We start from the raw sequence: 26,115 nt of genomic DNA on the forward strand, positions 1-26,115 counted from the left end.
CTCACGCCACCGTCCCCGACCGCTCGGTCCCTGTCCTCTCGACTGTCCTGCTTGACGGCATGCGGGCCAGAACCTTGAGCAACCCGTTGACTTCCAGAATCAGTGCGATCGCGCCGTCGCCGGTCACCGCCGCGCCGGACAGTCCGCCGATATCCTCCAGCAGCGCACCCAGCGGCTTGATGACGACTTCCTCGCGGCCCTGGACGGCATCCACGATCAGGCCGCGACGCTCCCCACCGGCCCCGACGATGACCACGTGGCGAGTTGCCTCGTGGGGGCGACAGCCAAGCCAGTCCGCCAGATCATGGATCGGTAGTTCGGCGTCGGGGAGCATGAGCACGCGACGGTTTTCCGCCACGCGCACGCGGGCCGGGTCCAGCGCAATGACATCCCCCACGGTGGCCAGGGGAAAGCCGATGATCCGGGGCCCCACCGAAGCCATGAGCGTGGGCAGGATCGCCAGCGTCAGTGGCACGCGGATCTCCATGGTGGTGCCCCGGCCCGGCTCGGAAACGATCTCGACCTGGCCGGCCAGCGACTCGATCGCCGACTTGACCACGTCCATGCCCACGCCGCGGCCCGACACGTCGGACACCGCATCACGGGTGGAAAAACCCGGCATGAAGATGATGCGCAGGCATTCCGCGATGTCCATGCGGGCTGCCGTCTCACGATCGATGACCTGACGCTCCACCGCCTTGGCGCGCAGCACGTTGGCATCGATGCCCGCACCGTCGTCGGCGATGCTCACCAGGATGTGGTCCCCGGCCTGCACCGCGCTGATGGTCAGCCGGCCGGCCCGCGGCTTGCCCATCCGCTGACGGGTCGTCGGGTCCTCGATACCGTGATCGACGGCGTTGCGCACCAGATGCACCAGCGGGTCGGCCAGTGACTCCACCAGGTTCTTGTCCAGCTCGGTGTCCTCGCCGACCAGCTCGACCTCCACTTCCTTGCCCAGCTTGCGGGCCAGATCACGGACGATCTTGGGGAAGCGGGCGAAAACACGACCAACCGGCTGCATGCGGATCTGCATCACCGACAACTGCAGACTCGACGTCACCCCATCCAGCGCCGAGATCGCCTTGTCCAATTCGGAGGATGCGGCGTCGGTACGCCTGGCCTTGAGCCGGTTGCGTGCCAGGACCAGTTCGCCGACGAGGTTCATCACCCGATCCAGGCGTCGGGTCTCGACCCGCACACTGGTCTCGGCCGCCTTGAGCGGTGACTGCACCCGGGCCGGCGATGGCGCCGCCGCACCGGCGGAGGATTCAACCGCCGGGGGATCGGGGGGCGCGACGACCGCCTCAGGAGCCGGTGGCGCTCCCCCGTGCAACTGGTCGAGCAGGGCCTCGAATTCATCCTCGGTAATGGTGTCCTCGCCGGCTGCAGGTGATTCGGCCGCCGGCGGCGACATGCCCGCCAGCCAATCGGATACGGCGACCTCGGTGGGATCGACCGCCGAATCGGTGACGTGTTCTCCGTCAGCCGAAGACGGGGCAGCTACCGGTGCCGGGGCCGAAACCGGCTCCGGGGTGTGCCGGGCGCCAGGGGGTTTCAGGGCCGCCAGCAGGGCCGGATCAGCCAGTGGCGGCGACTCACCGGCCTGCACCGCATCGAGTTGCGACTGCAGGGTTTCCAGTGCTGCGGACAGGGCGTCAACCATTTCCGCGGTCACCGCATAGCTGCCGCTGCGCAGACCGTTGCAAAGCTCTTCCGCGCGGTGGCAGACGTCCACCACGGCGTCCAGCGCCATGAAGCCCGCCCCGCCCTTGACGGTATGAAATGCACGGAATACCGCGTTCAGGCGGGCCGGATCGGCATCGTGTTCCAGCCCGAGAACATCGGCCTCCAGACCATCAAGAAGCTCGCCGGCCTCGGCCAGGAAATCCGCCAGCAGTTCCGGATCGGCAGCCATCTAGAGACCCAGATCTTCCAGCAGCTTGTCCGCGTCGCCCTGGCTGGCACCGACGTCGATGCCCGCCAGCCGCGGGCCGTGGCCGCGGGTGACGCTGTCGACCACGGGTGCACCCACGACTCGTGCGGCGTCGATACCCGCGTGAGCCAGCAGCGCCGCAAGTGCGTTTTCCACTTCCCGCAGCAGACCGATCACCTTCTTGATGGTCTGCCCGCACAGGTCCTGATAGGCCTGAGCCTCGGCGATACCGTTGAGATGGCCACGCAGCCGCGCCGTGGCGGTACGCACGAGATCGGCGTTGGGCTGGATGGCCTCGATCAGCCGCAACTCGGCCTTGCCGGCCTCGGTCAGATCGAGCGTGCGCATGGCGGCGTCCTCGCTCATATGGATCACCGCCTCCAGCCGGCTGCACATATCCGGCAGATCCCGGTCCGCCGCCTTGGCCAGCGGGGCATCCAGCGCCAGCCGGCTGAGGCCCTCATGTAGCCCCCGGGTGATCTGGGCCACATCCACCAGCAGGCTCTTCTCCGCCGCGGGCTTTAGCGCCAGCAGCGCCGCCCGGATGTCGTCGTCGCTGCCGGCCTCGATCGCTGCCAGCAGATCACGAGCCCCGGTTGCCAGGGCCTCGCGGCCCGGCTGGCTCATGCCGCCGCTCCGATACGCTCGAAGATGCGGTCGATCTTCTCCTTGAGCGTGGCCGCCGTGAACGGCTTGATGATGTAGCCGTTCACGCCGGCCTGGGCGGCGGCCACGATCTGGCCCTTGCTCGCCTCGGCCGTCACCATCAGAACCGGCAGTCTGGCTGTGGCTGCCTCTCCACGAATGGTCTGCAACAGCTCCAGCCCGCTCATCTGCGGCATGTTCCAGTCCGTGACCAGGAATTCGTACTGGCCGGTGCGCAGCATCGGCAGGGCCTCCTGGCCGTCCTCGGCCTCGTTGATGTTGTGGTACCCCAGATCGCCCAGCAGGTTCTTGACGATGCGGCGCATGGTGGGAAAGTCGTCGACCACCAGGATCTTCATGGATTTGTTCATGTCATCACCTCATTGACACGGCGCGCCGGGCCCTCGGATACCTCGGCGATATGGCTGCGCAGACGCAGCAGCGCCTGACCCAGCAGTTGGGATACCCGCGAGTAGCTCACCCCGATGACCTCGCCGATTTCGGTCTGGTTGAGCTCTTCGTCGTAGTACAGGGAAATGATCAGCTGCTCGCGTTCGGGCAGCGCCGCAATGGCCTGCGCGATGTGCTCGCGCATGTCCCGATCAGCCATCTGATCAAGCGGGTCGGCATCCTCGGCGGCAAACTCCAGTGGCTGACCGTCGTCGTGATCGGTAGCGCCCAGTGTCAGGACGTTGGCGCTGGCCGCTTCCGCGGTCATGCGCGCGTATTCCAGGGCGTCGATGCCGAGCTCGGCGGCCACTTCGCTGTCGCGCGCGGCCCGTCCTTCCCGCTGTTCGATCTGGCGCATGGCGCGCGCGGCCTCCCGCATGCCCTTGCGTACCCGCCGCGGGGTCCAGTCGTTGCGGCGCATCTCGTCCACGATGGCGCCGCGGATGCGAATGCCGGCATAGGTCTCGAAGCAGGCGCCATGGCCTGCCTCGAAGCTGCGGGCGGCCTCCAGCAGGCCGAGCATGCCGATCTGGATCAGGTCATCCAGCTCGACGCATGCCGGCAGACGGGCGCGCATGTGCAGGGCGATTCGACGCACCAGGTCGCGGTGACGGGTGACCAGATCGCCGGCTTCGGCCTGGCTACAGGCCCGATATTCACTGACCGCGCTCATGCGCCCACCAGGGCCGGCGCCGCCGGGCTGCGTCCGAGCAGGCGCTCCACGAAGAACTCCACGTTTCCGCGCGGGCCACCCGGGGGCTGCCAACCGCTGACCTGTTCGCCGATCTTGTCGAAGGCGAGGCTGCTCGGCGCACCCGGGTAGGCCTCGACCACCGCCCGCTGCTGGCGCACCGCGCGGCGCACGGCTTCGTCGTGAGGCACGGTGCCGAGAAAGTGCAGGGTGACGTCCAGGAAACGGTCCGCCACACGGCACAGATGATCGAACACCTGGCGTCCGTCCGCCGCGCTTCTCACCGCATTGGCGACTACCTGGATACGGCCGATGCCGTAGTCGCGCGACAGCACCTTGATCAGCGCGTAGGCATCGGTGATCGAGGCCGGTTCGTTGCAGGCCACCACCACGACTTCCTGGGCAGCCTGAGCCAGGGTAACCACCGAGCCGGAAATGCCGGCGGCGGTATCCACCACCAGCGTATCCAGATCGTCGCTGAACTCACTGAATGCCTGGACCAGACCGACCAGTTGGGCGCGGTCCAGCTCGGCCATGCGCTGCCGGCCGGACGCCGCGGGCACCACCTTCAGGCCCATCGGCCCCTCGAGCAGAATATCCGCCAGGCCAACCCGGCCCTCCATCAGGTGGGCGAGGTTGTAGGTCGGCTGCAGACCCAGCAGCACATCGATGTTCGCCAGGCCCAGATCCGCATCCATGAGCATGACCCGCTGACCCTGTCGGATCAGGGCCAGGGCGAGATTGAGCGAGACGGTGGACTTGCCCACCCCGCCCTTGCCGCTGGCCACGGCAATGACCCGGACGGGCCGGTGGGGATGGAGACGGATCAGCCCGGCCGCCTGGCCGGCCACGGTATTGGAATCAGGCGCACGCATGCACGATTTCCTCGGTGACGAAACTCTGGGGTTCCGGGCATTCGCGGGCCGCGCGCAGCGCGCGCAGGATGAGATGATCGGGACGCTCCCGATGCAGGTCCTGAGGCACCTGCTGGCCGTCGGTGACATAGGCCACCGGCAACTGGCTGCGAACGACGGCGGACAGGGCGCCGCCAATGCGGGTGGCCTCGTCCATCTTGGTCAGCACGCAGCCGGACAGCGGCGTGGCACGGAATCGCTCGATTACCTGTTGCAGGTCGCGCCCGTGGGCATTGGCCGCCATCACCAGATAGGTGCGCAATCGATCACGGGCGCCTTCCAGCATCCCCAGCTGGGCGGCGAGGCGCGTATCGCGCGGACTCATGCCGGCGGTGTCCACCAGCACCAGGGTCCGTTCCGCCAGCCGCGACATCACGGCGGCCAGATCGGCCTTGTCGTCGGCGGCAAACACCGGAATGCCCAGCATCTGGCCATAGCTGAACAGCTGCTGCCGCCCGCCGACGCGCATGCTGTCGGTGGTCACCAGCGCCACATCCCGCAGGCCGTGTCGCTGGGTATAGCGCGCTGCGAGCTTGGCAATCGTGGTGGTCTTGCCCACCCCGGTCGGGCCCACCAGGGCGATCACGCCACCATCCTGCAACGGATCCCGGCGCGGCACTGGGATGCGCTGACGCAACAGGCTCAGTGCCTTGACCGGGCGGCGACCGTCACCGGGTTCCGGCAGGGCCTCGGCGATTTCCCGGGCCAGCGTCGAATCCACGCCGATACCAGCCAGTTCACGAACGGCTTCGGCCCGGTGCGGTTGACGCTGACACCAGTCGCGGGAAATCAGCGAACCAACCTGGCGCTCGAGCAGACTGCGGACATTGTCGAGATCACGTCGCACCTCGGCCAGATGCGGATCCTGGGCCCAGACGATGCGTTGTGCCGACGGATTTCCGTCGGTCGGCGCCGGCGCCTTGTCAGCCCGGTTGCCGGCATCGGCAGGCGGCGCCTCGCGCCGAGGTGCGGCCGATCGCGACGCAGCTGTGGGCGCGCCGTCACTGGCGGGCCGGTTCTGCTGCAGCGCCTGGTGCACCAGGGATTCGTCGTAATCCACCGCCGCCACGACCTCCACGTGATCGTCGACCCGGCGGCTGGAGAGGATGACCGCATCCGGCCCCTGTTCTTCCCGGACCCGGCGGATCGCCGCCCGCATGTCCGTTTCCACGAAACGTTTGATTTTCATCAACTTCTCCTCGACGACCCTCGCCCCGGCCCTAGCCGGTGACGGAGTCGGTCATGCGAATCTGCCGATCCGGCGGAATCTCGTTGTAGGCCAGCACATGCAGCCCCTTGACGCTGTTGCGGATGAAGCGGGCGAGCATGCCGCGCAAGCCGGCCGGTACCAGCAGTACCGCCGGCCTGCCGGCGGTTTCCTGGCGCTGGGTGAACTGCTTGAGCGCGTCGTGCATGCGTTCCGCGAGTCCCGGTTCGATGGCGTGCTGACTGTCCTGGAGTGACTGGTGCAACATGCGTTCCAGGGGCTCGGCCAGGGTCGCCACCGGCAATTCGGCTTCCATGCCGTTGATTTCCTGGACAATCTGCCGGCCAAGCGCGACGCGGACTGCCGCCGTGAGGGTGACGGGATCCTGACTGGCGCCACCCTGGGCTGCCAGCGCTTCGGCGATGCCGCGCATGTTGCGTACGGATACGCCCTCTTCCAGCAGACTGCCGAGCACCTTGACCACCACCGACAGCGGCAGGAGTTTGGGCACGAGGTCCTCGACCAGCCTGGGCGCGGCACGCGCGAGGTTGTCGAGCAGATGCTGCACTTCGTCATGGCCGAGCAGTTCGGCGGCATGGGTGCGCAGTGCCTGACTGAGATGGGTGGCAATCACCGTGGTCGGGTCCACCACGGTCCAGCCGTTCTCCTGTGCGCTGTCGCGCTGACCGGGCTCGATCCAGTAGGCGGGCAGACCAAAGGCCGGGTCCCGGGTCTCGATACCCTCAACCGGCCCGAATACCTGGCCCGGGTTGAGAGCCATCTCGCGGTCGACGCGGACCTCGCCAGCGGCCACCGGCACCCCGTGGATGGCGATGCGGTACCCCTCGGGCGGCAACGACAGGTCGTCGCGGATGTGGACCGGGTGCATCAGGAATCCGAGTTCCCGGGTGAGCTTCTTGCGCACGCCCTTGACCCGACCCATCAACTCACCACCCTGCCGGCTGTCGGCCAGCGGGATCAGCTTGTAGCCGACCTCCAGGCCGATGACATCGTCCGCCGCCACGTCGTCCCAGCCCAGTTCGCGCGGTGTCTGCGGACCGCTGTCGACCGGCTCGTTCTGGCGCAGGGTTTCGGCCTGCCGGCGGCGGTGGAGCAGATAGGCCGCGCCACCGGCTGCCGCAGCCAGCGTGAGAAACGCCAGATTGGGCATGCCGGGGATCAGCCCCAGCACCAGCAGTACGCCCGCCGTCACCAATAGCGTCCGCGGGGAACTGAAAAGCTGGCCCACCATCTGGGCACTCATGTCCTGAGGCTGGGACATGCGAGTGACCAGAATCGCAACCGAAGTGGACAGCAGCAGCGCCGGGACCTGGGCCACCAGCCCATCGCCGATGGTCAGCAGCGTATAGACCTGCAGAGCCTCGCCGGCCGGCAAACCGCGTTGCAGCATGCCGATGGCCAGACCACCGAAAATGTTGATGAACAGGATCAGCAGGCCGGCAATGGCATCGCCGCGCACGAACTTGCTGGCGCCATCCATGGAGCCGTAGAAATCGGCTTCCTGGCGGACTTCTTCGCGACGCGCGGCAGCCTCCTCGCGAGTGAGTGAACCGGCGTTGAGATCGGCGTCGATGGCCATCTGCTTGCCCGGCAGGGCATCCAGCGTGAAGCGGGCGCTGACTTCCGAGATGCGCTCGGCGCCCTTGGTCACCACCACGAAGTTGATCAGCGTGATGATGGCGAACACCACCAGACCCACGGCGTAATCACCGCCGATCACGAACTCGCCGAAGGCCTGGATGACCTGGCCGGCGGCATCCGGGCCGGTGTGACCCTCTAGCAGTACCACGCGGGTTGAGGCCACGTTCAGGGCCAGCCGCAACAACGTGACCATCAGCAGGACCGTGGGGAAGGCGGTGAAATCCAGCGGTCGCATGACATAGATCACTGCCAGCAGAATGGCGATGGCCAGCGCGATGTTGAAACTGAAGAAGGCGTCCAGCGCAATCGGCGGCAGCGGAACCACCATCATCGACAGCATCACCAGCAGCATGACCGGCACGCCCAGGCCGCGCGTGAGCCAACCCCGCAGGGCGAAAATGCGGGTCAATGGCGAAGAGGCGACGGCGTCGGCCATGGATTACTCCGGTGAGGGTGCGCCCGCCGGCGCATCAGGCAGATCGAATCGGGGCAGATCGGGTCCCGGCGTACCCGGCCGATGTGCCCGCAACTGGAAGACATAGGTCAGCAACTGTGCGACCGCGGTGTAGAGCGTCACCGGCACGTCCTGGCCCACGTCCGCCGAGGCATACAGGGCGCGGGCCAGCGGCGGTGCGGACACCATCGGCACCCGATGCTGGATCGCACGCTCGCGAATGCGGGCAGCCAGATGGTCGGCCCCGGTGGCAACCACCCGGGGAGCACTCATGGTGTCGGGGTCATACTTCAGCGCCACCGCGAAGTGGGTCGGGTTGGTCACCACCACATCCGCCGTGGGCACGTCCTCGAGCATGCGACGCCCGGCCGCCGCCTGCTGCAGCTGGCGCTGCCGTGACTTGACCTCCGGCTTGCCCTCGGTGTCCTTGAGTTCGTCACGGACCTCCTGCCGGGTCATGCGCAATTCCTTGGTGTGCTGATGGATCTGCACCGGCACATCCACCAGCGCAATCAGCGCCAGCCCGCCCAGCAGCCACAATCCGAGATAAAGGCATAGCTGCAGGCCGCGCACGATGCCGCTGGCAGCGGGGGCCACGGACAGCTGCAGGAGTTCGTCGCCGTAGACGGCGACATAGAGCACGGTGATCCCGCCGAGCACCGCGAACTTCAAAAACGCCTTGCCGAGTTCGGTCAGGCTGCGGGCGGAAAACATGCGCTTGATCCCCTGCAGGGGGTCGAGGCGACTGCCCTTGGGCGCGGTGGCCTTCCAGCTGAAGTTCCACCCGCCCAGCAGTAGCGGCGCGGCAATTGCCGCCACCCCGGTCATCACCAGCAGCGGCACCATCAGCCAGAGCCCCTGGGCCAGTCCGGCCGCGAGTCCCTCGGTCAGGGCATGACTGTCGAGTGCATCCGCACGATCCAGACGCAGGCCACCGGTCAGCAGGGCCAGGGCCTGATGCCCCGCCCAGCCGCTGAATCCCCCCATGCCGAGCATGCCGGCCGCCACCAGCGCCAGCGCGCCCAACTCGCGGGAGCGGGCAATCTGGCCTTCCTTGCGAGCGTCGCGGCGCCGCTTCGGCGTCGGCGCCTCGGTGCGTTCGGCGGCAGGTTTTTGTTGTGCCATCGGATCAGACGCCGATGAACGCAGCGATGAAGGCCCAGGCCTGCTCGAGACGACGCTCGAACACCACCGCCATCGCATCCAGCGTCATCGGCAGCACGGCCAGCGCGAACAGCAGGGCAGCAGGCAGGCCGATGGCAAACAGATTCAGACTCGGCGCCGAACGGCTGATGATGCCGAAGGACAGGTTGACCACCAGGATCGCCAGCGTCGCCGGCAGGGCAATCTGCATGGCCCCGGCAAACAGGTGCACGCCGTAGTCGGCCACCGCCCGGGCCACATCCGGGGTGAAGCCGATGGCGCCGACCGGCAGGGTATGAAAACTGGTGGCAACAAAGCTGATCAGCGCCAGGTGGCCGCCCAGGGCGAGAAACAGCAGCGTGGTCAGGATCACGAAATACTGGCTGACCACGGGAGTCTGCACGCCGCGCAGCGGATCCGCCAGCGTGGCAAATCCCAGGCCCGCGCCCATGGCAATGACCATGCCGCCCAGAACGATGCCCTCGAATACCAGCTGCAGGACAAACCCCATGGTCAGCCCGATGAGCATCTGTTGCAGTACCGCCGTCCACCAGGCGACCGAAAAGGTGGCCAGAACCGGTGGCGGCGGCAGTATCGCCATCAGCGCGATGGTCACCGCCACGGCCAGGGTCAGACGGGCACGCGCCGCGATCATCCGCGAACCGAACACCGGCGCGGCGATGGTCATGGCCCCAACCCGAAGAAAGGGCCAGAAGAACGCGTTGACCCAGGCGGCAAGCTGCTCGACGGTGAAGCTCACCCCAGCCGCTCCGGGATCATGAGAATCAGCTCACGGGTGTAGTCGACCAGCACCCGCAGCATCCACGGCCCGGTGGCCACCAGCACCGCCGCCATCGCAAGCAGCTTGGGGATGAACGACAGCGTCATCTCGTTGATCTGGGTAGCGGCCTGGAACACACCGATGATCAGGCCCACCACCAGGGCGGTAATCAGCAGCGGCGCGCCGATCAGCAGCGCCAGGGTCAGCGCGCCACGGCCGAACTCGATCACCTCATCCGGACTCATTGATAGAAGGTCCCGGCGAGGCTGCCCATTACCAGCGCCCAGCCGTCCACCAGCACGAACAGCATGATCTTGAACGGCAGGGATATGAGCATCGGCGAGAGCATCATCATGCCCATGGACATGAGCACGCTGGCCACCACCAGATCGATGACCACGAACGGGATGAACAGCATGAAACCGATCTGGAAGGCAGTGGTCAGCTCACTGGTGACAAATGCCGCCAGCAGCACCGGAAACGGCACGTCCTCGCGGCTGGCATAGCCCTCCGGCTGGCCGGCCAGGTCCGCAAAGGTGTTGAGGCTGGAGGTTCGGGTCTGATCGAGCATGAAGGCCCGCAGCGGCGTCACGCCCACCGATACCGCTTCCTCGGCGGGGAGGCTGCCATCCAGATACGGGGTGACCGCATCGTCGTAGATGGTCTGCAGCACCGGCGCCATGACGAACAGCGTCAGGAACAGGGCCAGGCCGACCAGAATCTGATTGGAGGGGGTCTGGCCGGTGCCCAGGGCGTGCCGCAGCAGACCCAGCACGATGACGATGCGGGTAAACGAGGTCATGGTCAGCAGAATTGCCGGCAACAGCGTGATCGCCGTCATCGCCAGCAGCACCTGCAGTGACAGGGAGTAGGTCTGCCCACCCTCGCCGTTGCCGGTAACCGTCACCGCCGGCAGCGCCTGGGCCGAGACCAGCGTCGGCAGTACCAGCAACGCCAGACCCAGCAGTCCGGGCAGCATCCGCCTCACAGGTTCTGACTCCGGCCGCGCAGCCGCGCCAGCAGATCGCCGAAGCTGGCCGCTTCCGGCACTGCCGCGGCGGGTGGTGCATCCAGTTCGGCCAGAGTGCGGACGCTGCCGGCAGCCACCCCCAGCAACAGGGTTCGCCCACCCGCTTCGACCACCACCACCCGCTCCTTGGCACCAACGGCCGCCGCGGCGTGGATCCGGATGCCGCCACTGCGCGCACCGATGCCGCCATGTACCCGGCGTAACAACCACAGCACCGTCAGCATTGCCGCCAGGACCAGCAACAGCGAGAGCAGGACCTGCCCCCAGCCAACCAGGGGCATGGCGACACTGCCGGCCGCCTCGGTTGCAGCTTCCATGATCAGCGCAGGTTGCGGATGCGTTCGGCAGGGCTGACCACATCGATCAGACGCACGCCGAACTTGTCATTTACCACCACCACTTCACCGTGGGCCACGAGAGTGCCGTTGACGTAGACGTCCAGCGGCTCACCGGCGGCGCGGTCGAGTTCCACGACCGACCCCTGGTTGAGTTGCAACAGGCTGCGGATCGGCAGCCGGGTACGACCCACCTCCATCGACAGCGTGATCGAGACGTCGAGGATGACGTCGAGATTCACATCGCCGTTCTCGGCAGCGGACGAGTTGGGGTGGCCATCCTGCTCGTGCAGTTCATCGAAATCGGCCCTGGCCACATCGCTGCGGGCCTTGCCGTTGGGCTGGTCGGTGACGGTGTTGTCCATGGAATTCATCGCTCTAGTGAGTGGTGCGTTGTGCCGGCGGATCACGCCGGATCACGCCTTTGATTTGCAGGGCGTTGTTGCCGCGGGAGTTACCGAACTGGCAGCGGAAGGTCGGAATGCCCTCTACCTGCAGCGCCACTTCGGGCGGGAGATCGATGGGCAGAATGTCGCCGGCCTTGAGGCGCACCAGCTCACCCAGCTTCATGCGCTTTTGCAGCAGAACGCTGGATACATCCACTTCCGCATCCTTGATCTGCTCGCGCAGCGCGGCCGCCCAGCCCTCGTCGCGCTCCTTGCGATCACTCTGGATGCCGGCATCGAGCAGTTCCCGAATGGGTTCCAGCATCGCGTAGGGCAGCGTCACGTGGACCTGGCCGCCGCCACCCTCCAGTTCGACATGGAAGCGACTGACCACGACTACCTCGGACGGGCTGACGATGGTGGCCAGATGGGGGTTCATTTCCGACTGGACATGCTCGAACTCGATATCCATAACCGGTGCCCAGGCCTCGATCAGGTCCGTGAAGGCCTTGTCGAGCAGCAGCCGCACGACCCGCATCTCGGTGGGCGTGAATTCGCGGCCTTCGATCTTGGTCTGGTACCGCCCGTCACCGCCGAAGAAGTTGTCGACCAGCGTGAACACCAGCCTGGGCTCGAACACGATCAGCGCAGTGCCGCGCAGGGGCCTTACGCGAACCATGTTGAGGTTGCTGGGCACGTAGAGGGTCTGCAGATATTCCGCATATTTCTGGTTTTCGACGCCCACCACGTTGAGTTCGGGCGAACGCCGAAGCATGTTGAACAGGGAGATGCGGAACGCCCGGGCAAAACGCTCGTTGATCATTTCCAGCGTGGGCAATCGGCCACGCACGATGCGATCCTGGGTGGCAAGGTCGAATTGCTGCACCTCGCCCGGCCGGGACGGCACCGGATCGGTGTCGACCGCACCGCTGTCCACGCCATGGAGCAGCGCGTCGATCTCGTCCTGGCTGAGAATTTCCTCGTCGCTAGAAGCCATTACTGCATCACCATGCTGGTGAAGTAGAGTGCTTCGACCGCGCCGGTTTCGCCGGCGTCAGCCAGTACCTTGCGAACCTCGTCGAGGGCAGCTGCCTGAAGCGCTTCCTTGTCGGCGCGGGTCGCCAGCTCCTCGAAGCGCCGGCTTCCCAGCAGCAGCAGGAGCCGATTGCGAATCACCGGGAGATGGGTTTCCAGAGCCGTCACCATCTCCTCGTGGCGCGTCATCACCTCGACATCGGTCTGCAGAAACCGCATGGCCTGGTCGTCGGCGAGATTGACCACGAACGCATCACCCAGTGACACGTAGTAGGGATTGGCGAGCGAGGGCGATGCCTCGGCCGTCTCGGCAGCGGCCTGATTGGCCAGCGCAAACCACCAGAAGGCGGCACCGGCCGCCGCCAGAGCCAGCAACGTGGCAAGACCGCTCAGAATCAGAATCAGACCGCCCTGCTGGCGAGATCGCGGGCGGAACGAGGGACGAACATGTCGGGACATCGGGCCAGGCAGTGAAGAAGTGTGGGATGACAAGGAGCAACCCCTGTGCCAGGCCTTGTGGGGGAATTTTCTTTTTGGAATTAAATGGTTACCCGGGAGAGAATTTCGAACGCCAATTACCCGTCCCGGTGGTCGGCAGCCGCCGCCAAAAAACCGGCGTCAGGCGTAGAGGTCGATCAGGCCGTGCGCCGTCGTCGTATCCGCATCAGCGGCGAAATCGCCCGAGCTCGGCGTCAATGCCGGATCGGAAACGGGGGTGCCATCGTGCCGCGGCGCTGCCGGTTCACCCGGTTGCCGCCGCGCCCCGTGTCCCTGATCACCGACCGCGGTCTCGCCCAGCTGCAGGCCCTGATCCGCCAGCATCTCCCGCAACCGCGGCAGGGCCGACTCGATCGCTTCGCGGGCCGCGGGGTTCGCCGACTGGAATTGCAGATTGACTTGGTCCCCATCCAGCTGCAGCTGGATCCGCAGCCGACCAAGGTCGGCGGGCTCCAGCATCAGTTCGATCTGCTGGTCACCCCGTTGGACCGCGACGAAGACCTGATCGGACAGGGCTTGCGGACTCGGCGGCGTTCCGCCCAGGGACGCCGACGATGCCGCGGCGGGCGCCGGAACCGATAGAGAGGTACTCGACAGGGAACCAACCATCAGGCCGGGCGTGTCAGCCGGCGATACGACAACGGCCTGACCGGGAAGATCACCGGCCGGCCGCCGGAGCAGAAGATCGGCGAATGCGGCCGGGGCAGGATTGCGAGCGGCCTGCGCCGGCGTGCCGAGCGCCGGATTCGCGAAAGAATCCAGCGCAGGTGCCGCGCGGAAGGCAACCTCGTTGCCGACCGGACGCTGCCGGGAGTCGGCCTGCCCGCGCCCTGATCCGGTCGGAGCCGTGGCATCGGTGGTCGTCGATGCCAGAGGCGGCATCGACGTCTCAGCAGCCCCGGTCCAACGCGCGGTTATACCGGGTTCCGATGACGGCATCGTGGACAGTGGCGATGCCTGGATTGACGCTTGATCATCCATGGGGGGACCGGTTACGCCGGAAACAGTTGGCAGGGCCACTGATGCGTCACCCTGTACAACGGCAAACTCGTCGGCGCCAGCGCCGCTAGCATCCGGGATCGGCTGAGCCGGGGTGCCCAGTTGTCGTAATGTCCCAGCGTCCGCGGGACCGGCTAACGCCGCAAACAGCGCACCGAACAGCCCACCGCCCGTATCGGACACCCGCGTGTCATCCCCGGGCGACGTCGTCCGGGTGCCTTGGGCGCCTGTCGGGAGTGACGGGTGGATCATGCTCAACCGCCGACCAGCGCGGGTTGCCCGAAGCGCTGCACGGCCTGATCGTCGGCCATCTTCTGCTCGAGACCCAGCCGGCGAATGCGGGCGGTGTCATGGGCCCTGTTTAGCAGCGTTTCCACCCGGCGGGCATCCTGGCGCTGCCCTTGCCAGCACCCATGGGCTTCGGACTCCCGGGCCCTGGCGGCATCCACGACCTGCATCTGCATCTCGACGGCCTGTTGCAGCCGCGCCATGAATGCACGCTGATTGGCCAGCAGCACGGGAGAGGCAGCACGGCCTTCGGCCGCGGCGCTGGCCCGATATTCATCGAGATACTGCTCCAGTTCCTGCAGCCGGCCGGCCTGTCGCGCGGCCTCGCCGCGACTGTGTCCCAGCTCCGTCACGGCCTGCCGGACACGCTCGCCGGCCAGTCGACCCAGTGTGGCGAGCTGTTGTTCACGTTGCTGCATGATGATCATCCCCTTCCTTGGTAATGAATGGCGTATCGGCCGACGGGCCGAATAACCCCCGCAGGTCGATCACGCTCTGGCGCATGTCCGCGGCTTCCTGCCGCGTTTGGGTGAGATAGGTCTCCAGCGCCGGCCAGGCGCGGATGGCGGCGTCGATCTCGGGATCGCTGCCGGCCTTGTAGGCACCCAGCTGGATGAGATCCCGGTTGGACTGATAGCGGCTGTAGAGCCGCCGGAAACTGGCGGCTGCCTGCTGCTGCTCGGGACGGGTAATATCGCTCGCCAGGCGGCTGACCGAAGCCTCGATATCAATGGCGGGGAAACGACCGCCTTCGGCGACGCGCCGCGACAGCATGATATGGCCATCCAGAATCGCCCGGGCGGTATCCGCGACGGGGTCATGCGGATCATCACCTTCGGTCAGGACGGTGTATATCCCGGTGATCGAGCCACCGCCGGGACCGGTTCCGGCCCGCTCGACCAGCATCGGCAAGCGTGCAAATACCGAGGGTGGATATCCCCGCGTGGTCGGCGGTTCACCCACCGCCAGTCCGATCTCCCGCTGCGCCTGGGCAAAGCGGGTCAAGGAATCCATCAGTAGCAGTACCTGCCGGCCCGTGCTGCGAAAGTACTCCGCGATGGCGGTAGCCAGCCACGCCCCGCGCAACCGCATCAGCGGCGTGCGGTCAGCGGGGGTGGCCACTACCACCGAACGCTGCATGTGATGGGCGCCCAGCACGCTGTGGACGAAATCGCCCACTTCACGGCCGCGCTCGCCGATCAGCCCGACTACGATCACGTCGGCCTCGGTCTGCCGCGTCATCATGCCCAGCAGTGTGCTTTTGCCAACCCCACTGCCGGCGAACAGACCCACGCGCTGCCCCCGGCCCAGTGTCAGCAGGCCGTTGATGGCGCGCACACCGACATCCAGCGGTTGCCGGATCGGCGGTCGCATCAACGGGTTGATGGGTTCGCCCATCAGCGGGACACGGTGTTCGGTCACGGGCATGGGTCGGCTGTCCAGGGGACGGCCCTCGCCATCGATCACCCGCCCCAGAAGGCCTTCGCCCACCGGCACCAGCGCGCCGCGCGGCATGGGCAACACCCGGGCATTCGGCACGACACCGCGCAATTCGCCCGTGGGCATGAGATAGGTACGATCGCCGGCGAAGCCGACCACTTCCGCCTCCACGCCCTCACCATCGCCCATGTGGATGCGGCACCGCCCGCCGATCTGCAAACGGCAACCGGTGGCCTCCAGTGTGAGGCCGACGACCCGCTGCAGCAGCCCTTCGGCGGTAAAGCCGGCCGACAGCGGCAGCTGCCCCCGGGCAGCCAGCCGGCCGGCCAGAGTGGTACCCGTCATGGAAACGGGCCCGGTCATGCCCCGGCCAGGAGTTGTTCGCGGATGCGGTCCAGCCGGGTCTTCAGGCTGCCGTCCACGACCGTGCTGTCGGTTTCCAGGCGATTCTCGCCCGGGCCCAGCGCCGAATCCGTCATCAGGCGCACGGGCGGCATCGCGGGATCGGCGTCCAGCGCCGTCCGGATGCCGTCAAAATCCGTGGCATTCACGTAGAGACGCACCTCGCGCTCGCCGTGACCCAGCGTGTCGAGCGCCAGCCGGGCCAGTCGGATCGGGGTGTCGGCATCGGTGGCAAGGGCATGACCGAACAGCGCGCCGCCGATCTCGCCGGCCAGCCAGACCAGCGCGGCCTCGACATCGGCATCCAGATCGGCCAGCGGTCGCTGCAGCCGCGTGAGTGCGGTCCGCAAGCGCGCCGCCTCCGCGGCCATCGCGGCGCGGCCGGCTTCACGGCCCTGGTCGAGGCCGGCCTGATAGCCCTCATCGCGGGCAGCATCGGCAATGGCATCGAGTTCCGCAGCACTGCGCGGCCGGCGGTTGCGATCTGCCAGCAGTGGCATATCCCAGCGAACGGCGGCGTCAGACATAGGTTTCGCCTCCACCGCCCAGCATGATTTCACCGTCGTCGGCCAGGCGGCGGGCGACGTTGAGAATCTCCTTCTGCGCACCCTCTACATCCGCCAGGCGCACCGGCCCCTTGGTTTCCATGTCCTCGCGCAGGATTTCGGCCGCACGCTGGGACATGTTGTTCATCAACTTCTCCGATACCGCCGGCTCGGCCCCCTTCAGGGCCAGCGCCAGCGTGTCACCACCGATCTCGCGCAGGAGCCGCTGAATGCCCCGGTCGTCGATTTCCACCAGGTTGTCGAACACGAACATCAGTTCCTGGATGGACTCACCCAGACGCTGGTCGAGTTCGGCAATACGGGCCATTAACCCCTGTTCCTCCGTCGAGTCGAGCAGATTCATGATGCTGGCGGCGACCTTGACACCCCCGACGCTCGAGGACTTGATGTTGTCGTGGCCGGCAAACTGCCGTTCCATCAGCTCGTCGAGTTCGCGCAGCGCATTGGGCTGGATGCCGTCCAGGGTTGCCACCCGCATCACGATCTCGGCACGCGAGCGCTCTGGCAGCAGGCTGAGGATGCTTGCCGCCTGATCGCTGTCCAGATAGCTGAGCACGATGGCAATGATCTGCGGATGCTCGTTGCGGATCAGTTCAGCGACCTGCCGCGTATCCATCCACTTGAGCGCATCCAGCCCCTTGCTGTTGCGTCCCAGCAGGATGCGGTCGATCAGGCTGCCGGCCTTGTCCTCGCCAAGCGCGTTGACCAGAACCGTGCGCACGTAGTCCTCGGCGCCCACACCCAGCGAGGTCTGTTCGTTGAGGGTGGCGCAGAACTCGCCAAGCACGCCGGCAGCACGTTCGCGGCTGACGTTGGAAAGCGTGGCCATGGCCGTTCCGACTTTCTGTACGTCCTTGGCACCCATGTGCTTGAGGACCTCGGCGGCCTCCGCCTCGCCCAGCGACATCAGTAGAATCGCCGCCCGCTCGGGCCCGGGGATTCTGGTTGCGGCGACTTCAGCCATCCTGTTTCACCCACGTTTGAACCACTTGCGCCACTCGCTTGGCGTCATTGCTCACGGCCTGTCTGGCCAGCATGAGCTGCTGCTCGTAAGGCCCGTCGGACACCGCCGCGGCAGCGGCCGCGCGCGGGCCCGACAGTGTCAGCCGGTCGTTGCCGAGTTCGTCTTCGACCGGCGTCACGTTGCGCATGGCATTGAAATTCGGCTGGGAAAGAATCTGCCGCAGCACCGGCCGTAACACCGCGAACAGCAGGATCAGCACCAGCAACCCGCCCATGATCTGCCGCCCCCAGTCACGCAGCGCCGGGCTCTGCCAGATGGGTGCGGCGGGCACATCGGAGATCTCCGGCGACACGAACGCCGCGTTCATCACGCTCACGGTATCGCCCCGCTCGGCGTTGAAGCCGACCGCGTCACGCACCAGGCTCTCCAGGCGCGTGATCTCGGCGTCGGTCAGCGGTACCGATTCGGTGACGCCCTGTGCATTGGTCCGCGGCACGTTGTCCACCAGCACCGCCACGGACAAGCGCTGTATATCACCGCTGGCATTCCGGGTATGGCTGATCGTGCGATCCAGCTCGAAGTTACGGGTGCTCTCGCGGCGGACGCTCTGCGTGCCGGCAGCCTCGCGACCTTCGGCGCCGGACTCCGGCGGCTGGTTGCTGGTCGCCCCCGGGATGCCGCCGGCAATACCGTTGGTACCGCCGTTATCACTGTTTTCGAGAATCTGCTCGCTGCGGATGGCCTCGGGCTTCGGCTCGAAGTTCTCGCTGGTACGCTCGGTCACCGAGAAATCCATGTCCACCGCCACCTCGGCGCGCACCCGACCCGCCCCGGTCACCGGGGTGAGCAGGGACTCGACCCGGTCGGCATAGCTGTCTTCCACCCGGCGCAGGTAATCGAACTGGGTGGCGGACATGGCAACGCGACTGTCGCGCTTGCCGCCATTGAGCAGGCGGCCCCGTTGATCCACTACGGTGACGTCGTCGGCGGCCATATCGGTTACGCCCGAGGCCACCAGATTGGCGATGGCTGCGATCTGGTTGTCGGTAAGACTGCGGCCCGGGTGAAGATCCAGGAACACGGAGGCGCTGGCCGCCTCGCGCTCGCGGGCGAAAGCAGTGCGCTTGGGCGTCGCCAGATGGATGCGTGCGCTGTTGACCGGCTGCATCGCACTGATCGTGCGAACCAGCTCTGTCTCCAGGGCATGCTGATAACGGGCGTTCTCCATGAACTGGCTGACACCGAAGCCCTGGCTCTCGGCCATCATTTCAAAGCCGCTGCCACTGCCGCTGGGCAATCCCTGCTCGGCGAGCTTGAGTCGGGCGGTGTGCAGCTCACCGGCCGGAACCGAGACAGTCCCGGCGGCGCTCAGGCGATGACTGATGCCGGCGGTATCCAGGCTCTGGGTGACGGCCGCAACGTCCTCGCTGCCCAGACCCCCGTAAAGAGTCACGAAAGCCGGCTTCTGTGCCCAGAAGAATATGAACAGCCCCACCGCGACCGCCGCAGCCAGCCCGGCCAGCAGCAGGGTTTGACGTACAGCGGGTTGAGCCGCGACATCCTGCAGGGTGTAATGCTTGAGGTCAGCCATGGCCACGCTATACCGGCATGTTCATGATGTCCTGGTACGCACTGACCAGGCGGTTGCGAACTTCGGTAGCGGCGCGAAACGCCACCTGGGATTTGCCGCTGGCCAGCATGACTTCGGACAGCGACACCGAGTCGTCCCCCATTTCAAACGCCGTCTTCAGCGTCGAGGACTCTGACTGCGTTCGGTTGACCTCGGCGAGGGCATTGCGAAGTACGTCGCCGAAGCCCGTATGTGCCGCGCCGGCAACGCCGGCGCCGGTTTCGGGACCGCCCGCGGCAGCACGCAGATTCCGCATCTGCGTGAGCACGCTATCAACATCGATTCGGGTCATCTCAAGGCTCTCGATCCGTTCCCCGGAGACTTGTTGCAAGCCCCGTGCCGCAGACTAGGTTGATTAGAATCAATTAGTTATATAAACGTCTCGGCTGGTGCGCCGGAATTACGTCGCGCCCGATGACTGCAGATCGTACTTGCGGACCTTTTCCGCCAGCGTGGTGCGCCGCAGGTGCAGCAGATCCGCGGCATGGGCGATCACGCCGTTGGTCTTGTCGAGCGCTGCCTGGATCAGCGATACCTCCACGCTGGCCATGTGCGCTTTCAGGTCGATGCCCTCCGGCGGCAGGGTGGCGGGCGCCTTCGGCGTTGTACCCGGCTCGGTGCGGCGCTGATAACGCGGCGGCAACCGGTCCTCGTCGACGTGTTCGTCGGGATACAGCACCGCAAGCCGTTCCAGCAGGTTCGACAGCTCCCGGATGTTGCCCGGCCATGCCCCCGTGCCCAGTGCTGCCAGCGCCGCCGGTGTCAGGGTGACCGAGGCCCGGCCATTGGCGCGGTGGCACCGGTTGATCTCGTCAATCAGGATGCCCAGATCCGCAAGCCGTTCGCGCAGCGGTGGCAGTTCGATGGGGAATACGTCCAGGCGGTAGTAAAGGTCCTCGCGGAAACTGCCCTGCTTGATCATGGCTTCCAGATCGCGATGCGTGGCGGCAATCAGCCGGACATCACAACTGCGTGGCTCGTTGCCACCCACACGCTCGTAGCTACGTTCCTGCAGCACCCGCAACACCTTCACCTGCATGGGCAGGCTCATGTCACCGATCTCGTCGAGGAACAGCGTGCCGCCTTCGGCCATTTCGAAGCGGCCCTCGCGACGGCTGATGGCACCCGAGAAGGCCCCTTTTTCGTGGCCGAACAGTTCCGATTCCAGCAACTCGGACGGAATCGCCGCACAGTTGACGGCCACGAACGGACGTTCGCGCCGCGGGGATTGCTCGTGCACGGCATGGGCCACCAGCTCCTTGCCGGTGCCCGATTCACCGCGAATCAGAACCGTGGCGTTGTGGCCGGCAACCTGGCTGACCAGTTCACGAACCCGGCGCATGGTCGGAACGTCCCCGGTGATGCCGCTGGGAACCCGATCGCGTTGGGCCTCGCGCCGCCGCCGGGCATCCACCCGGCACAGGATGTCGGCCAGTTCCTGATAACGGATAGGCGTGCCGATACGCCAGCATGCCTCGGGCTCCAGATCGAGATCGGCCCCCGTCTGTTCCGGCAGGAACAGCACCGGGGGATGCCGGGGGTCAGCCCGCAGCCATCCGGCCACGGTCGGCATCAAACGATCGTCGCCGGCACGACCCAGCACCACCGCAACCCAGTCGCGCGGTCGCGCCGCGCCTGACGGCAAATCGGCCAGCGTGTTGATGCGGACGGGTTGATAGTCGATGAATTCGAAGGCGCTCGCCAGGCTGGCGGCACGATCGGCATCGGCGTCGATGATCAGAATACGGGCGTGACTCATAAAGGATTCGGCCTGGTTATGTAATTTTTCTAGAGCAGAACGGCTGGCCTAACAGGCGGCAATGCGCTCGGCGGCAGGCGGTATGCCCAGCAGTCCGCGATACTTGGCGATGGTTCGCCGGGCCACCTTGATACCGCGCCGTGCCAGCGCGGCCGCGACATCGCCGTCGCACAGCGGGCGGGCTCGATCCTCGCCATCAATCATGTCCTGCACCATCGCCTTCACACCGTTGCCGCAGACGCCCTCACAGGCCTGACCGCCCACCTGGGCGGAAAAGAAGTACCGCAGGTCGAAGGTGCCGTGCGGGGTCTCGACGGTCTTGTTGCGGACCACCCGAGAGATCGACGACTCATGCATATCGATGGCCTCGGCGATCTCGCGCAGGGTCATGGGACGCAGTGCGGTTTCACCGCGATCCAGGAAATCCCGCTGGCGCGCGAAGATGGCCTCGGCCGTGCGCAACAGGGTGTCGCGTCGCATGGCCACGCTGCGCAGCAGCCAGCGGGCTTCCCGCAACTGGTCACGCATCGCGCTGGCGCCACGACTCTCGCCGCAGCCCTGCAGCCAGCCTTCGTAGGCGGCGTTGACCCGCAGTTGCGTGCGATCACTTTCCAGCAGCCGGACATGCCAGTCGTTGCCATCGCCTTCGACGCGCAGTTCCGGCACACGCAGTTCCGCGATGCTCGTTTCCGCTCCCGGCTTGGGGTCCAGACTGCGAACCAGAGCGAGCGCCGTGGCGATCTCGTCGGCCGTCACGCCGACCACTCGCGCCAGATCGGCATTGGTGGAAGTCGGGATCGTGGCCAGGTGATCGGCGACCAGAACAAGCGCAACAACCCGCCCCGGCTCATTTTGCGGAAGCGATTCCAGCTGGCAGGTCAGACATTCGGCGAGGGTGCGGGCCCCGATACCTGCCGGCTCCAGCCGCTGGACACGTGTGAGCACCGCTTCCAGCTCGGCCACGGACCAGCTCGGGTCATCGGCGGCGATATCCGCTAGGTCGGCCGCGAGATAACCGGCATCGTCAACCCGGTCGAGAATCGCTACGGCCATCGCCAGCTCACCGGGTGCGGGGAAGGCACCGGGCAGCTGGTCCATGAGCCGGGCCATCGGCATGACAGGCCTGTCCTCGATATCCGGTGCTTCACCATGCCCGGACTGGGGCCGCTCCCAGTTGTCATCGTCACCCGTCGCGGAGGCATCGTCCTCGGCGGTGTCCGCCTCGAGCATGACGTTGGTGTCCAGCGCCGCACGCAGCTGCTGCTCCAGTTCCAGACCCGACCACATCAGCATCTGGATGGACTGCACCAGTCTCGGGGTCATGGTGAGCTGCTGGCTCAGGCGAACTGCCATGGTCTGACGCATTGTCGTCTCCTGTTATCCCGCCGTGACGGGCGCCGCGACGGTTTTTTGGTCCCAACAGGGATATCGACGCCCGACCGGCAGGGACGTATCAGGAGAGTTCCGCGTTCTGTCAGGTTTTTCCTGACATCCGCGACGGATCGCCGTCAGCGGTCAGCGTCGAAATGGCGGATGGCGAACTGCAGGAGTTGGTGGCCACGACGAAATCCCAGCGCCCGCATCACCCGGGCGCGATGGGTCTCCACCGTCTTGACGCTGATACCCAGGTCCGCCGCGATCTCCTTGTTGGTGAGACCACGGCCCAGGCAACGCAGAATCTGGCGCTGGCGATTGGTGAAACGGGGTTCGCGGGGTTCCGTGCCGCCGTTGCGGCGGGTGAACTTGGAGACCATGCGGCCGGAAATATCCGGACTGACATACAGCTGACCGCGAGCCAGGGTATCCAGGGCGAGGCCGAGCTCTTCGGGCGCGGAGGCGCGCCCGAGGACACCGGCCACTCCGCGTTCGAACAACTGCCGCACTTCGGCACCGGGCCGGGCACCGCGCGCCACCAGCAGCGCGATGCCCGGATGATCACAACGCAACCGCTCGATCAGGTGCACCCCGGCATCAGCCGCAATACCGGTATTGAGCAACAGGATATCCGGGGCCTGGACCTCGGCCAGAGCGAGGGCTTCATCGACGGTTTCCGCCTCACCAACCACCACCACGGCCGGCAATGGTTCCAGCAGACAGCGCAGTCCGGCGCGGACCAGGCGCTCGTCGTCGATCAGACCAACCCGCATGTCCCCTCGGCCATTCCCGTTTGCCTTGTCCGTCAAATCACAATCCCGTTGCGGTTAATCAACCGGCGGCGCGGACCGCTCGCGGGCCACCGCACGACGATGCTGCCGAAAAATCCAGCGCTCCCAGGCCGCCAGCAGATCTCCCGTCCACTCGAACCGGGCATGCACTCGGAACTGGTCTGCCTCATCCTCGCATTCTTCGATACGGGCCGGCGCGCGGAGATCGTAGGCCAGATCGGGATGCAGGCGGATGATGATATCCAGGAGCTCACTCACGGCGGGCGGCGACGGTGTCGACCAGCTCGCCCCCGAACGGGTTAGCGTGAGCGGCACCCGGGGCGGCGGCGGCGAGCGATCGCTGATCAGCACACTGACCATTTCCATCAGCAGATCCAGCTTGTGGCTAAGCCGGTGGGTGACAGGATTACCGTCGTCACCGGCATCCTCCTGCGATGCCTCCAGGCTCGCCACCACTTCCAGCAAGCGCAGGTTGCGTCGATAGCAGGAGTCCGTCTGCATCGTGTCCGTGACCCCGGCGCGCGGCACCCACTGCATGGGCAACGCCATGGTGCACACCGGCCCTTCGGCAGCAGCGCTCATGAGCGGGCAGTGTCCGCTTCGACATCCCGATAACCACGTGCCGCACCGCGACTTCGCTGATGCTGACGGAGTTCCGCAGCCACCGCGTCGCGGCGGGCCAACAGGTCCGGCAGACCGGCGGCGTCATCTGCGCGAATCCTGCTTGCCAGCTTGATCGCGTCCGTCCGGGACACCGGACTGCCGGGCCGGAACATGGCATGCAGCGCGTGATCGCGAGCCGTCAGACAAGCCAGCGCCTGCTCATGATTGCCCGCAATCAGTGCCGCCTGCATGTCGCCATGGGCCCGGTTCGCTTCGACCAGCACTGCCGCGCTCATGAATCGGCCGGCACCGGCATGTCCTGCCAGGCCACGCGGATCTCGGCGAGAAGATCACCCACTTCTCCGAGTCCGGTCAGATCCGAGCGACTGCCGGCCAGCAGCACCCGCCGCGACAGATAGTCGTAGAGCGCCTCCAGCTGCCGGGCAATGTCGCCGCCGGACTCGAAGTCCAGGCTGGCCCGCAGCTCGCCGAGAATAGCCAGCACCCGGCTCAGCGCGGCACCGCGGCCGGCGATGTCGCCGCGCTCGATGCAGCCGCGGGCCTCGGCCAGCTTCTGGGCTGCTCCATTCAGCAGCAGGCCGATCAGCTTGCGGGGGCTGGCCTGCTCCACGCGGGCGTCCACGGCGACGGATTGATATTGACGGGCGGCGCCGGCAAAAGCATTCATGAGTGGTCTCCTTGGGTAACGGAATTATCGGCCGACCGGCGGGGGACAAGAGAGTCTTAGGCTCTAGCCGTCGCCCCGATTGACGCCGGGCAGTCCAGCCAGTTGCTGGGTAAGGAAGTTGCCGGTGGACTGCATCTGCGCCACCAGGCTGTCGAGGGCGGTGAACTGCGCCGTAAGGCGGGCGTTCAGACTCTGCATGCGGCGGTCCAGATCGCGCGAGCGATCCGCAATATCCTCGAGGCGCCCACTCAGCCCCTCGTTGCGGCCTTCGATCAGGCCGTCACTGCCGAGATAACTCTGCAGACCGGCGCTCATGGCGCCGGCCATGCCGGCGCTGCCTGTCAGGGCGGCACGCACGGCATCGGGATCGCTGTTCAGAGCACTGCCCAGTGCCGCCTTGTCGAGGCTCAGCGTGCCGTTCAGCGCGGTGGTGATGCCCAGATCCGCCAGGGTGCCAATGCCATCGACCCGGGTATCGCCGAGGATGCGGCGCATGCTCTGCGCGGCACCACGCAGCATGGCATCACCTACCAGCGCACCGCTACGATCACCACTGGGGTCCGCCCGTGTCACGGTGCTAATGGCCGCATTGAAGGTGTTGTAGCGGTTGACCAGCGCCGCCACGGCGTCGATCACAGCCTCGTCGTCAGCACGCACGGCAACGTCGATCAACTCGCCGGGCGCTGCCTTCGACAGCGACAGGGTCACCCCGTCGAGCGCGCCATCGATGTTGTTGTCACTGGCGGTATGGAGAATCCCGTCGACGCGTACCTGAGCGTCCGCAGCGGCACTTATCTCGCTCATGTCGCTGCCAGCACCGGGCGGGTAGGTCAGTGCGGCAAGTCCACCGTCACCGCCACTGGCAGTGACCGTCATCGTGTTACCGGTGCCGGCTGCCGCGGCGGTAAGCACGAGGTGCGCGCCATCGTCACCCTGGATCACCGAGGCGCGTACACCCGGATTGTCGGCCGCGTTGTTGATCGCATCCCTGATGCCGGCAAGGCTGGCATTGGTTTCATCGATGGCGACGGTGAAGTCCGTGGTGCCGGAGGCGATGGTCAATGAACCGGTGCCTACGAAAGCGCCGCCATCGGCGAAGCCGCCCGAGGCGAGTTTCTGAGTCGATGCCAGCGCCAGCACCTCGACCTGGTAACGGCCCGGGGCGGCGCCGTCGGCCGCCGAAACCGACAGGATTTCGTCATTGGCGGAAGTCGCCAGCCGGGCGCCAAAGGCGTCGCCGTCAACCAGACCGGCCAGCGCGTCATCCAGCCCCGACGCCACCGCCTTGAACGTGCCCAGCGCCGAAATCTGGGCGTCGATATCGGACTTTTGACGGGTGAGCCGCTGCTCCACCGGGGAGCGCTCGGCGGCGACCAGCTGCTGCACGATGCCGTTGATGTCCAGCCCGGATCCGATGCCCATCGAACTGATTCCCGCCATGCCGAAT

The 26,115-nt window shown here is 66.4% G+C and carries 29 protein-coding genes; all 29 read right to left on the reverse strand.

Annotated elements, in window-relative coordinates; all coding sequences use genetic code 11:
- Window position 1: 1 nt before the first annotated feature.
- Window positions 2-1,915, reverse strand: coding sequence for a chemotaxis protein CheA (locus RM532_RS00185; protein ID WP_311651064.1), 1,914 nt, complete (start codon window positions 1,913-1,915; stop codon window positions 2-4).
- Window positions 1,916-2,560, reverse strand: coding sequence for a protein phosphatase CheZ (locus RM532_RS00190; RefSeq protein ID WP_311651065.1), 645 nt, complete (start codon window positions 2,558-2,560; stop codon window positions 1,916-1,918). It lies immediately after the preceding gene.
- Entirely contained in the window at window positions 2,557-2,949 is a 393-nt protein-coding gene (gene cheY, locus RM532_RS00195) for a chemotaxis response regulator CheY (RefSeq protein ID WP_311651066.1), read from the reverse strand. The genes RM532_RS00190 and cheY overlap by 4 nt, the downstream gene beginning before the upstream one ends.
- Window positions 2,946-3,701, reverse strand: a complete 756-nt coding sequence (locus RM532_RS00200) for an RNA polymerase sigma factor FliA (RefSeq protein WP_311651067.1) — start codon at window positions 3,699-3,701, stop codon at window positions 2,946-2,948. Before RM532_RS00200 ends, cheY begins: the two co-directional genes overlap by 4 nt.
- Complete coding sequence (locus RM532_RS00205) at window positions 3,698-4,594, reverse strand: MinD/ParA family protein (RefSeq protein ID WP_311651068.1); 897 nt, start codon at window positions 4,592-4,594, stop codon at window positions 3,698-3,700. The genes RM532_RS00200 and RM532_RS00205 overlap by 4 nt, the downstream gene beginning before the upstream one ends.
- Window positions 4,581-5,822: a flagellar biosynthesis GTPase FlhF gene (flhF, locus tag RM532_RS00210; RefSeq protein WP_311651069.1), complete on the reverse strand. Its 1,242-nt coding sequence runs from the start codon at window positions 5,820-5,822 to the stop codon at window positions 4,581-4,583. The genes RM532_RS00205 and flhF overlap by 14 nt, the downstream gene beginning before the upstream one ends.
- 31 nt (window positions 5,823-5,853) lie before the next feature.
- Complete coding sequence (gene flhA / locus RM532_RS00215) at window positions 5,854-7,938, reverse strand: flagellar biosynthesis protein FlhA (RefSeq protein WP_311651070.1); 2,085 nt, start codon at window positions 7,936-7,938, stop codon at window positions 5,854-5,856.
- Window positions 7,939-7,941: 3 nt separating this feature from the next.
- Window positions 7,942-9,081 carry a flagellar biosynthesis protein FlhB gene (gene flhB / locus RM532_RS00220; RefSeq protein ID WP_311651071.1) on the reverse strand — a complete coding sequence of 380 codons (1,140 nt, stop codon included), beginning with the start codon at window positions 9,079-9,081 and terminating at the stop codon, window positions 7,942-7,944.
- Window positions 9,082-9,085: 4 nt separating this feature from the next.
- Window positions 9,086-9,859, reverse strand: coding sequence for a flagellar biosynthetic protein FliR (gene fliR / locus RM532_RS00225; protein ID WP_311651072.1), 774 nt, complete (start codon window positions 9,857-9,859; stop codon window positions 9,086-9,088).
- The gene (gene fliQ / locus RM532_RS00230; RefSeq protein ID WP_311651073.1) at window positions 9,856-10,125 is read right to left on the reverse strand and encodes a flagellar biosynthesis protein FliQ; all 270 of its coding nucleotides are present in this window, start codon (window positions 10,123-10,125) and stop codon (window positions 9,856-9,858) included. The genes fliR and fliQ overlap by 4 nt, the downstream gene beginning before the upstream one ends.
- Window positions 10,122-10,859 (reverse strand): flagellar type III secretion system pore protein FliP, encoded by a 738-nt coding sequence (gene fliP / locus RM532_RS00235; protein WP_311651388.1) that lies wholly within the window; start codon window positions 10,857-10,859, stop codon window positions 10,122-10,124. The genes fliQ and fliP overlap by 4 nt, the downstream gene beginning before the upstream one ends.
- Window positions 10,860-10,864: 5 nt before the next feature.
- Entirely contained in the window at window positions 10,865-11,227 is a 363-nt protein-coding gene (gene fliO, locus RM532_RS00240) for a flagellar biosynthetic protein FliO (RefSeq protein ID WP_311651074.1), read from the reverse strand.
- A 2-nt stretch (window positions 11,228-11,229) separates the two neighbouring features.
- Window positions 11,230-11,610, reverse strand: a complete 381-nt coding sequence (gene fliN, locus RM532_RS00245) for a flagellar motor switch protein FliN (protein ID WP_349255231.1) — start codon at window positions 11,608-11,610, stop codon at window positions 11,230-11,232.
- A 13-nt stretch (window positions 11,611-11,623) separates the two neighbouring features.
- Window positions 11,624-12,628, reverse strand: a complete 1,005-nt coding sequence (fliM, locus tag RM532_RS00250; protein WP_311651076.1) for a flagellar motor switch protein FliM — start codon at window positions 12,626-12,628, stop codon at window positions 11,624-11,626.
- Window positions 12,628-13,125, reverse strand: a complete 498-nt coding sequence (locus RM532_RS00255) for a flagellar basal body-associated FliL family protein (RefSeq protein WP_311651077.1) — start codon at window positions 13,123-13,125, stop codon at window positions 12,628-12,630. The genes fliM and RM532_RS00255 overlap by 1 nt, the downstream gene beginning before the upstream one ends.
- A 159-nt stretch (window positions 13,126-13,284) precedes the next feature.
- Window positions 13,285-14,046 carry a flagellar hook-length control protein FliK gene (locus RM532_RS00260; protein WP_311651078.1) on the reverse strand — a complete coding sequence of 254 codons (762 nt, stop codon included), beginning with the start codon at window positions 14,044-14,046 and terminating at the stop codon, window positions 13,285-13,287.
- Between the two features lie 371 nt (window positions 14,047-14,417).
- A complete protein-coding gene (gene fliJ, locus RM532_RS00265; protein ID WP_311651079.1) occupies window positions 14,418-14,870 on the reverse strand; it encodes a flagellar export protein FliJ in 453 nt (150 codons plus the stop codon).
- Entirely contained in the window at window positions 14,857-16,236 is a 1,380-nt protein-coding gene (locus RM532_RS00270) for a FliI/YscN family ATPase (protein ID WP_311651080.1), read from the reverse strand. Before RM532_RS00270 ends, fliJ begins: the two co-directional genes overlap by 14 nt.
- Before the next feature lie 14 nt (window positions 16,237-16,250).
- Window positions 16,251-16,820 carry a FliH/SctL family protein gene (locus RM532_RS00275; protein WP_311651081.1) on the reverse strand — a complete coding sequence of 190 codons (570 nt, stop codon included), beginning with the start codon at window positions 16,818-16,820 and terminating at the stop codon, window positions 16,251-16,253.
- Window positions 16,813-17,823, reverse strand: a complete 1,011-nt coding sequence (fliG, locus tag RM532_RS00280) for a flagellar motor switch protein FliG (protein ID WP_311651082.1) — start codon at window positions 17,821-17,823, stop codon at window positions 16,813-16,815. Before fliG ends, RM532_RS00275 begins: the two co-directional genes overlap by 8 nt.
- Window positions 17,816-19,414, reverse strand: coding sequence for a flagellar basal-body MS-ring/collar protein FliF (gene fliF / locus RM532_RS00285; protein WP_311651083.1), 1,599 nt, complete (start codon window positions 19,412-19,414; stop codon window positions 17,816-17,818). The genes fliG and fliF overlap by 8 nt, the downstream gene beginning before the upstream one ends.
- Before the next feature lie 7 nt (window positions 19,415-19,421).
- Window positions 19,422-19,745, reverse strand: coding sequence for a flagellar hook-basal body complex protein FliE (fliE, locus tag RM532_RS00290; RefSeq protein ID WP_311651084.1), 324 nt, complete (start codon window positions 19,743-19,745; stop codon window positions 19,422-19,424).
- A gap of 108 nt (window positions 19,746-19,853) precedes the next feature.
- On the reverse strand, window positions 19,854-21,212 hold the full coding sequence (locus tag RM532_RS00295) for a sigma-54 dependent transcriptional regulator (protein ID WP_311651085.1): 1,359 nt from the start codon (window positions 21,210-21,212) through the stop codon (window positions 19,854-19,856).
- 48 nt (window positions 21,213-21,260) lie between these two features.
- Complete coding sequence (gene rpoN, locus RM532_RS00300) at window positions 21,261-22,577, reverse strand: RNA polymerase factor sigma-54 (RefSeq protein WP_311651086.1); 1,317 nt, start codon at window positions 22,575-22,577, stop codon at window positions 21,261-21,263.
- A 143-nt stretch (window positions 22,578-22,720) separates the two neighbouring features.
- Window positions 22,721-23,359, reverse strand: coding sequence for a LuxR C-terminal-related transcriptional regulator (locus RM532_RS00305; protein ID WP_311651087.1), 639 nt, complete (start codon window positions 23,357-23,359; stop codon window positions 22,721-22,723).
- 54 nt (window positions 23,360-23,413) lie between these two features.
- Window positions 23,414-23,959, reverse strand: coding sequence for a PilZ domain-containing protein (locus RM532_RS00310; protein WP_311651088.1), 546 nt, complete (start codon window positions 23,957-23,959; stop codon window positions 23,414-23,416).
- Window positions 23,956-24,276 (reverse strand): hypothetical protein, encoded by a 321-nt coding sequence (locus tag RM532_RS00315; RefSeq protein WP_311651089.1) that lies wholly within the window; start codon window positions 24,274-24,276, stop codon window positions 23,956-23,958. Before RM532_RS00315 ends, RM532_RS00310 begins: the two co-directional genes overlap by 4 nt.
- The gene (fliS, locus tag RM532_RS00320; RefSeq protein WP_311651090.1) at window positions 24,273-24,668 is read right to left on the reverse strand and encodes a flagellar export chaperone FliS; all 396 of its coding nucleotides are present in this window, start codon (window positions 24,666-24,668) and stop codon (window positions 24,273-24,275) included. Before fliS ends, RM532_RS00315 begins: the two co-directional genes overlap by 4 nt.
- Before the next feature lie 63 nt (window positions 24,669-24,731).
- The gene (gene fliD / locus RM532_RS00325) at window positions 24,732-26,108 is read right to left on the reverse strand and encodes a flagellar filament capping protein FliD (RefSeq protein WP_311651091.1); all 1,377 of its coding nucleotides are present in this window, start codon (window positions 26,106-26,108) and stop codon (window positions 24,732-24,734) included.
- Window positions 26,109-26,115 lie beyond the last annotated feature (7 nt).

Origin of the sequence: Spectribacter hydrogenoxidans, from assembly GCF_031846275.1 — a bacterium.
GTDB lineage: Bacteria > Pseudomonadota > Gammaproteobacteria > Nevskiales > Salinisphaeraceae > Spectribacter > Spectribacter hydrogenoxidans.

Excerpts from the sequence above, each read along its gene's own strand:
- RM532_RS00185 (WP_311651064.1), bottom strand. The coding sequence starts at position 1,915 with ATGGCTGCCGATCCGGAACTGCTGGCGGATTTCCTGGCCGAGGCCGGC.
- RM532_RS00190 (WP_311651065.1), bottom strand. The coding sequence starts at position 2,560 with ATGAGCCAGCCGGGCCGCGAGGCCCTGGCAACCGGGGCTCGTGATCTG.
- cheY (WP_311651066.1), bottom strand. The coding sequence starts at position 2,949 with ATGAACAAATCCATGAAGATCCTGGTGGTCGACGACTTTCCCACCATG.
- RM532_RS00200 (WP_311651067.1), bottom strand. The coding sequence starts at position 3,701 with ATGAGCGCGGTCAGTGAATATCGGGCCTGTAGCCAGGCCGAAGCCGGC.
- RM532_RS00205 (WP_311651068.1), bottom strand. The coding sequence starts at position 4,594 with ATGCGTGCGCCTGATTCCAATACCGTGGCCGGCCAGGCGGCCGGGCTG.
- flhF (WP_311651069.1), bottom strand. The coding sequence starts at position 5,822 with ATGAAAATCAAACGTTTCGTGGAAACGGACATGCGGGCGGCGATCCGC.
- flhA (WP_311651070.1), bottom strand. The coding sequence starts at position 7,938 with ATGGCCGACGCCGTCGCCTCTTCGCCATTGACCCGCATTTTCGCCCTG.
- flhB (WP_311651071.1), bottom strand. The coding sequence starts at position 9,081 with ATGGCACAACAAAAACCTGCCGCCGAACGCACCGAGGCGCCGACGCCG.
- fliQ (WP_311651073.1), bottom strand. The coding sequence starts at position 10,125 with ATGAGTCCGGATGAGGTGATCGAGTTCGGCCGTGGCGCGCTGACCCTG.
- fliP (WP_311651388.1), bottom strand. The coding sequence starts at position 10,859 with ATGCTGCCCGGACTGCTGGGTCTGGCGTTGCTGGTACTGCCGACGCTG.
- fliO (WP_311651074.1), bottom strand. The coding sequence starts at position 11,227 with ATGGAAGCTGCAACCGAGGCGGCCGGCAGTGTCGCCATGCCCCTGGTT.
- fliN (WP_349255231.1), bottom strand. The coding sequence starts at position 11,610 with ATGGACAACACCGTCACCGACCAGCCCAACGGCAAGGCCCGCAGCGAT.
- fliM (WP_311651076.1), bottom strand. The coding sequence starts at position 12,628 with ATGGCTTCTAGCGACGAGGAAATTCTCAGCCAGGACGAGATCGACGCG.
- RM532_RS00255 (WP_311651077.1), bottom strand. The coding sequence starts at position 13,125 with ATGTCCCGACATGTTCGTCCCTCGTTCCGCCCGCGATCTCGCCAGCAG.
- RM532_RS00260 (WP_311651078.1), bottom strand. The coding sequence starts at position 14,046 with ATGCCGCCTCTGGCATCGACGACCACCGATGCCACGGCTCCGACCGGA.
- fliJ (WP_311651079.1), bottom strand. The coding sequence starts at position 14,870 with ATGCAGCAACGTGAACAACAGCTCGCCACACTGGGTCGACTGGCCGGC.
- RM532_RS00270 (WP_311651080.1), bottom strand. The coding sequence starts at position 16,236 with ATGACGGGTACCACTCTGGCCGGCCGGCTGGCTGCCCGGGGGCAGCTG.
- RM532_RS00275 (WP_311651081.1), bottom strand. The coding sequence starts at position 16,820 with ATGTCTGACGCCGCCGTTCGCTGGGATATGCCACTGCTGGCAGATCGC.
- fliG (WP_311651082.1), bottom strand. The coding sequence starts at position 17,823 with ATGGCTGAAGTCGCCGCAACCAGAATCCCCGGGCCCGAGCGGGCGGCG.
- fliF (WP_311651083.1), bottom strand. The coding sequence starts at position 19,414 with ATGGCTGACCTCAAGCATTACACCCTGCAGGATGTCGCGGCTCAACCC.
- fliE (WP_311651084.1), bottom strand. The coding sequence starts at position 19,745 with ATGACCCGAATCGATGTTGATAGCGTGCTCACGCAGATGCGGAATCTG.
- RM532_RS00295 (WP_311651085.1), bottom strand. The coding sequence starts at position 21,212 with ATGAGTCACGCCCGTATTCTGATCATCGACGCCGATGCCGATCGTGCC.
- rpoN (WP_311651086.1), bottom strand. The coding sequence starts at position 22,577 with ATGCGTCAGACCATGGCAGTTCGCCTGAGCCAGCAGCTCACCATGACC.
- RM532_RS00305 (WP_311651087.1), bottom strand. The coding sequence starts at position 23,359 with ATGCGGGTTGGTCTGATCGACGACGAGCGCCTGGTCCGCGCCGGACTG.
- RM532_RS00310 (WP_311651088.1), bottom strand. The coding sequence starts at position 23,959 with ATGAGCGCTGCTGCCGAAGGGCCGGTGTGCACCATGGCGTTGCCCATG.
- RM532_RS00315 (WP_311651089.1), bottom strand. The coding sequence starts at position 24,276 with ATGAGCGCGGCAGTGCTGGTCGAAGCGAACCGGGCCCATGGCGACATG.
- fliS (WP_311651090.1), bottom strand. The coding sequence starts at position 24,668 with ATGAATGCTTTTGCCGGCGCCGCCCGTCAATATCAATCCGTCGCCGTG.
- fliD (WP_311651091.1), bottom strand. The coding sequence starts at position 26,108 with ATGGCGGGAATCAGTTCGATGGGCATCGGATCCGGGCTGGACATCAAC.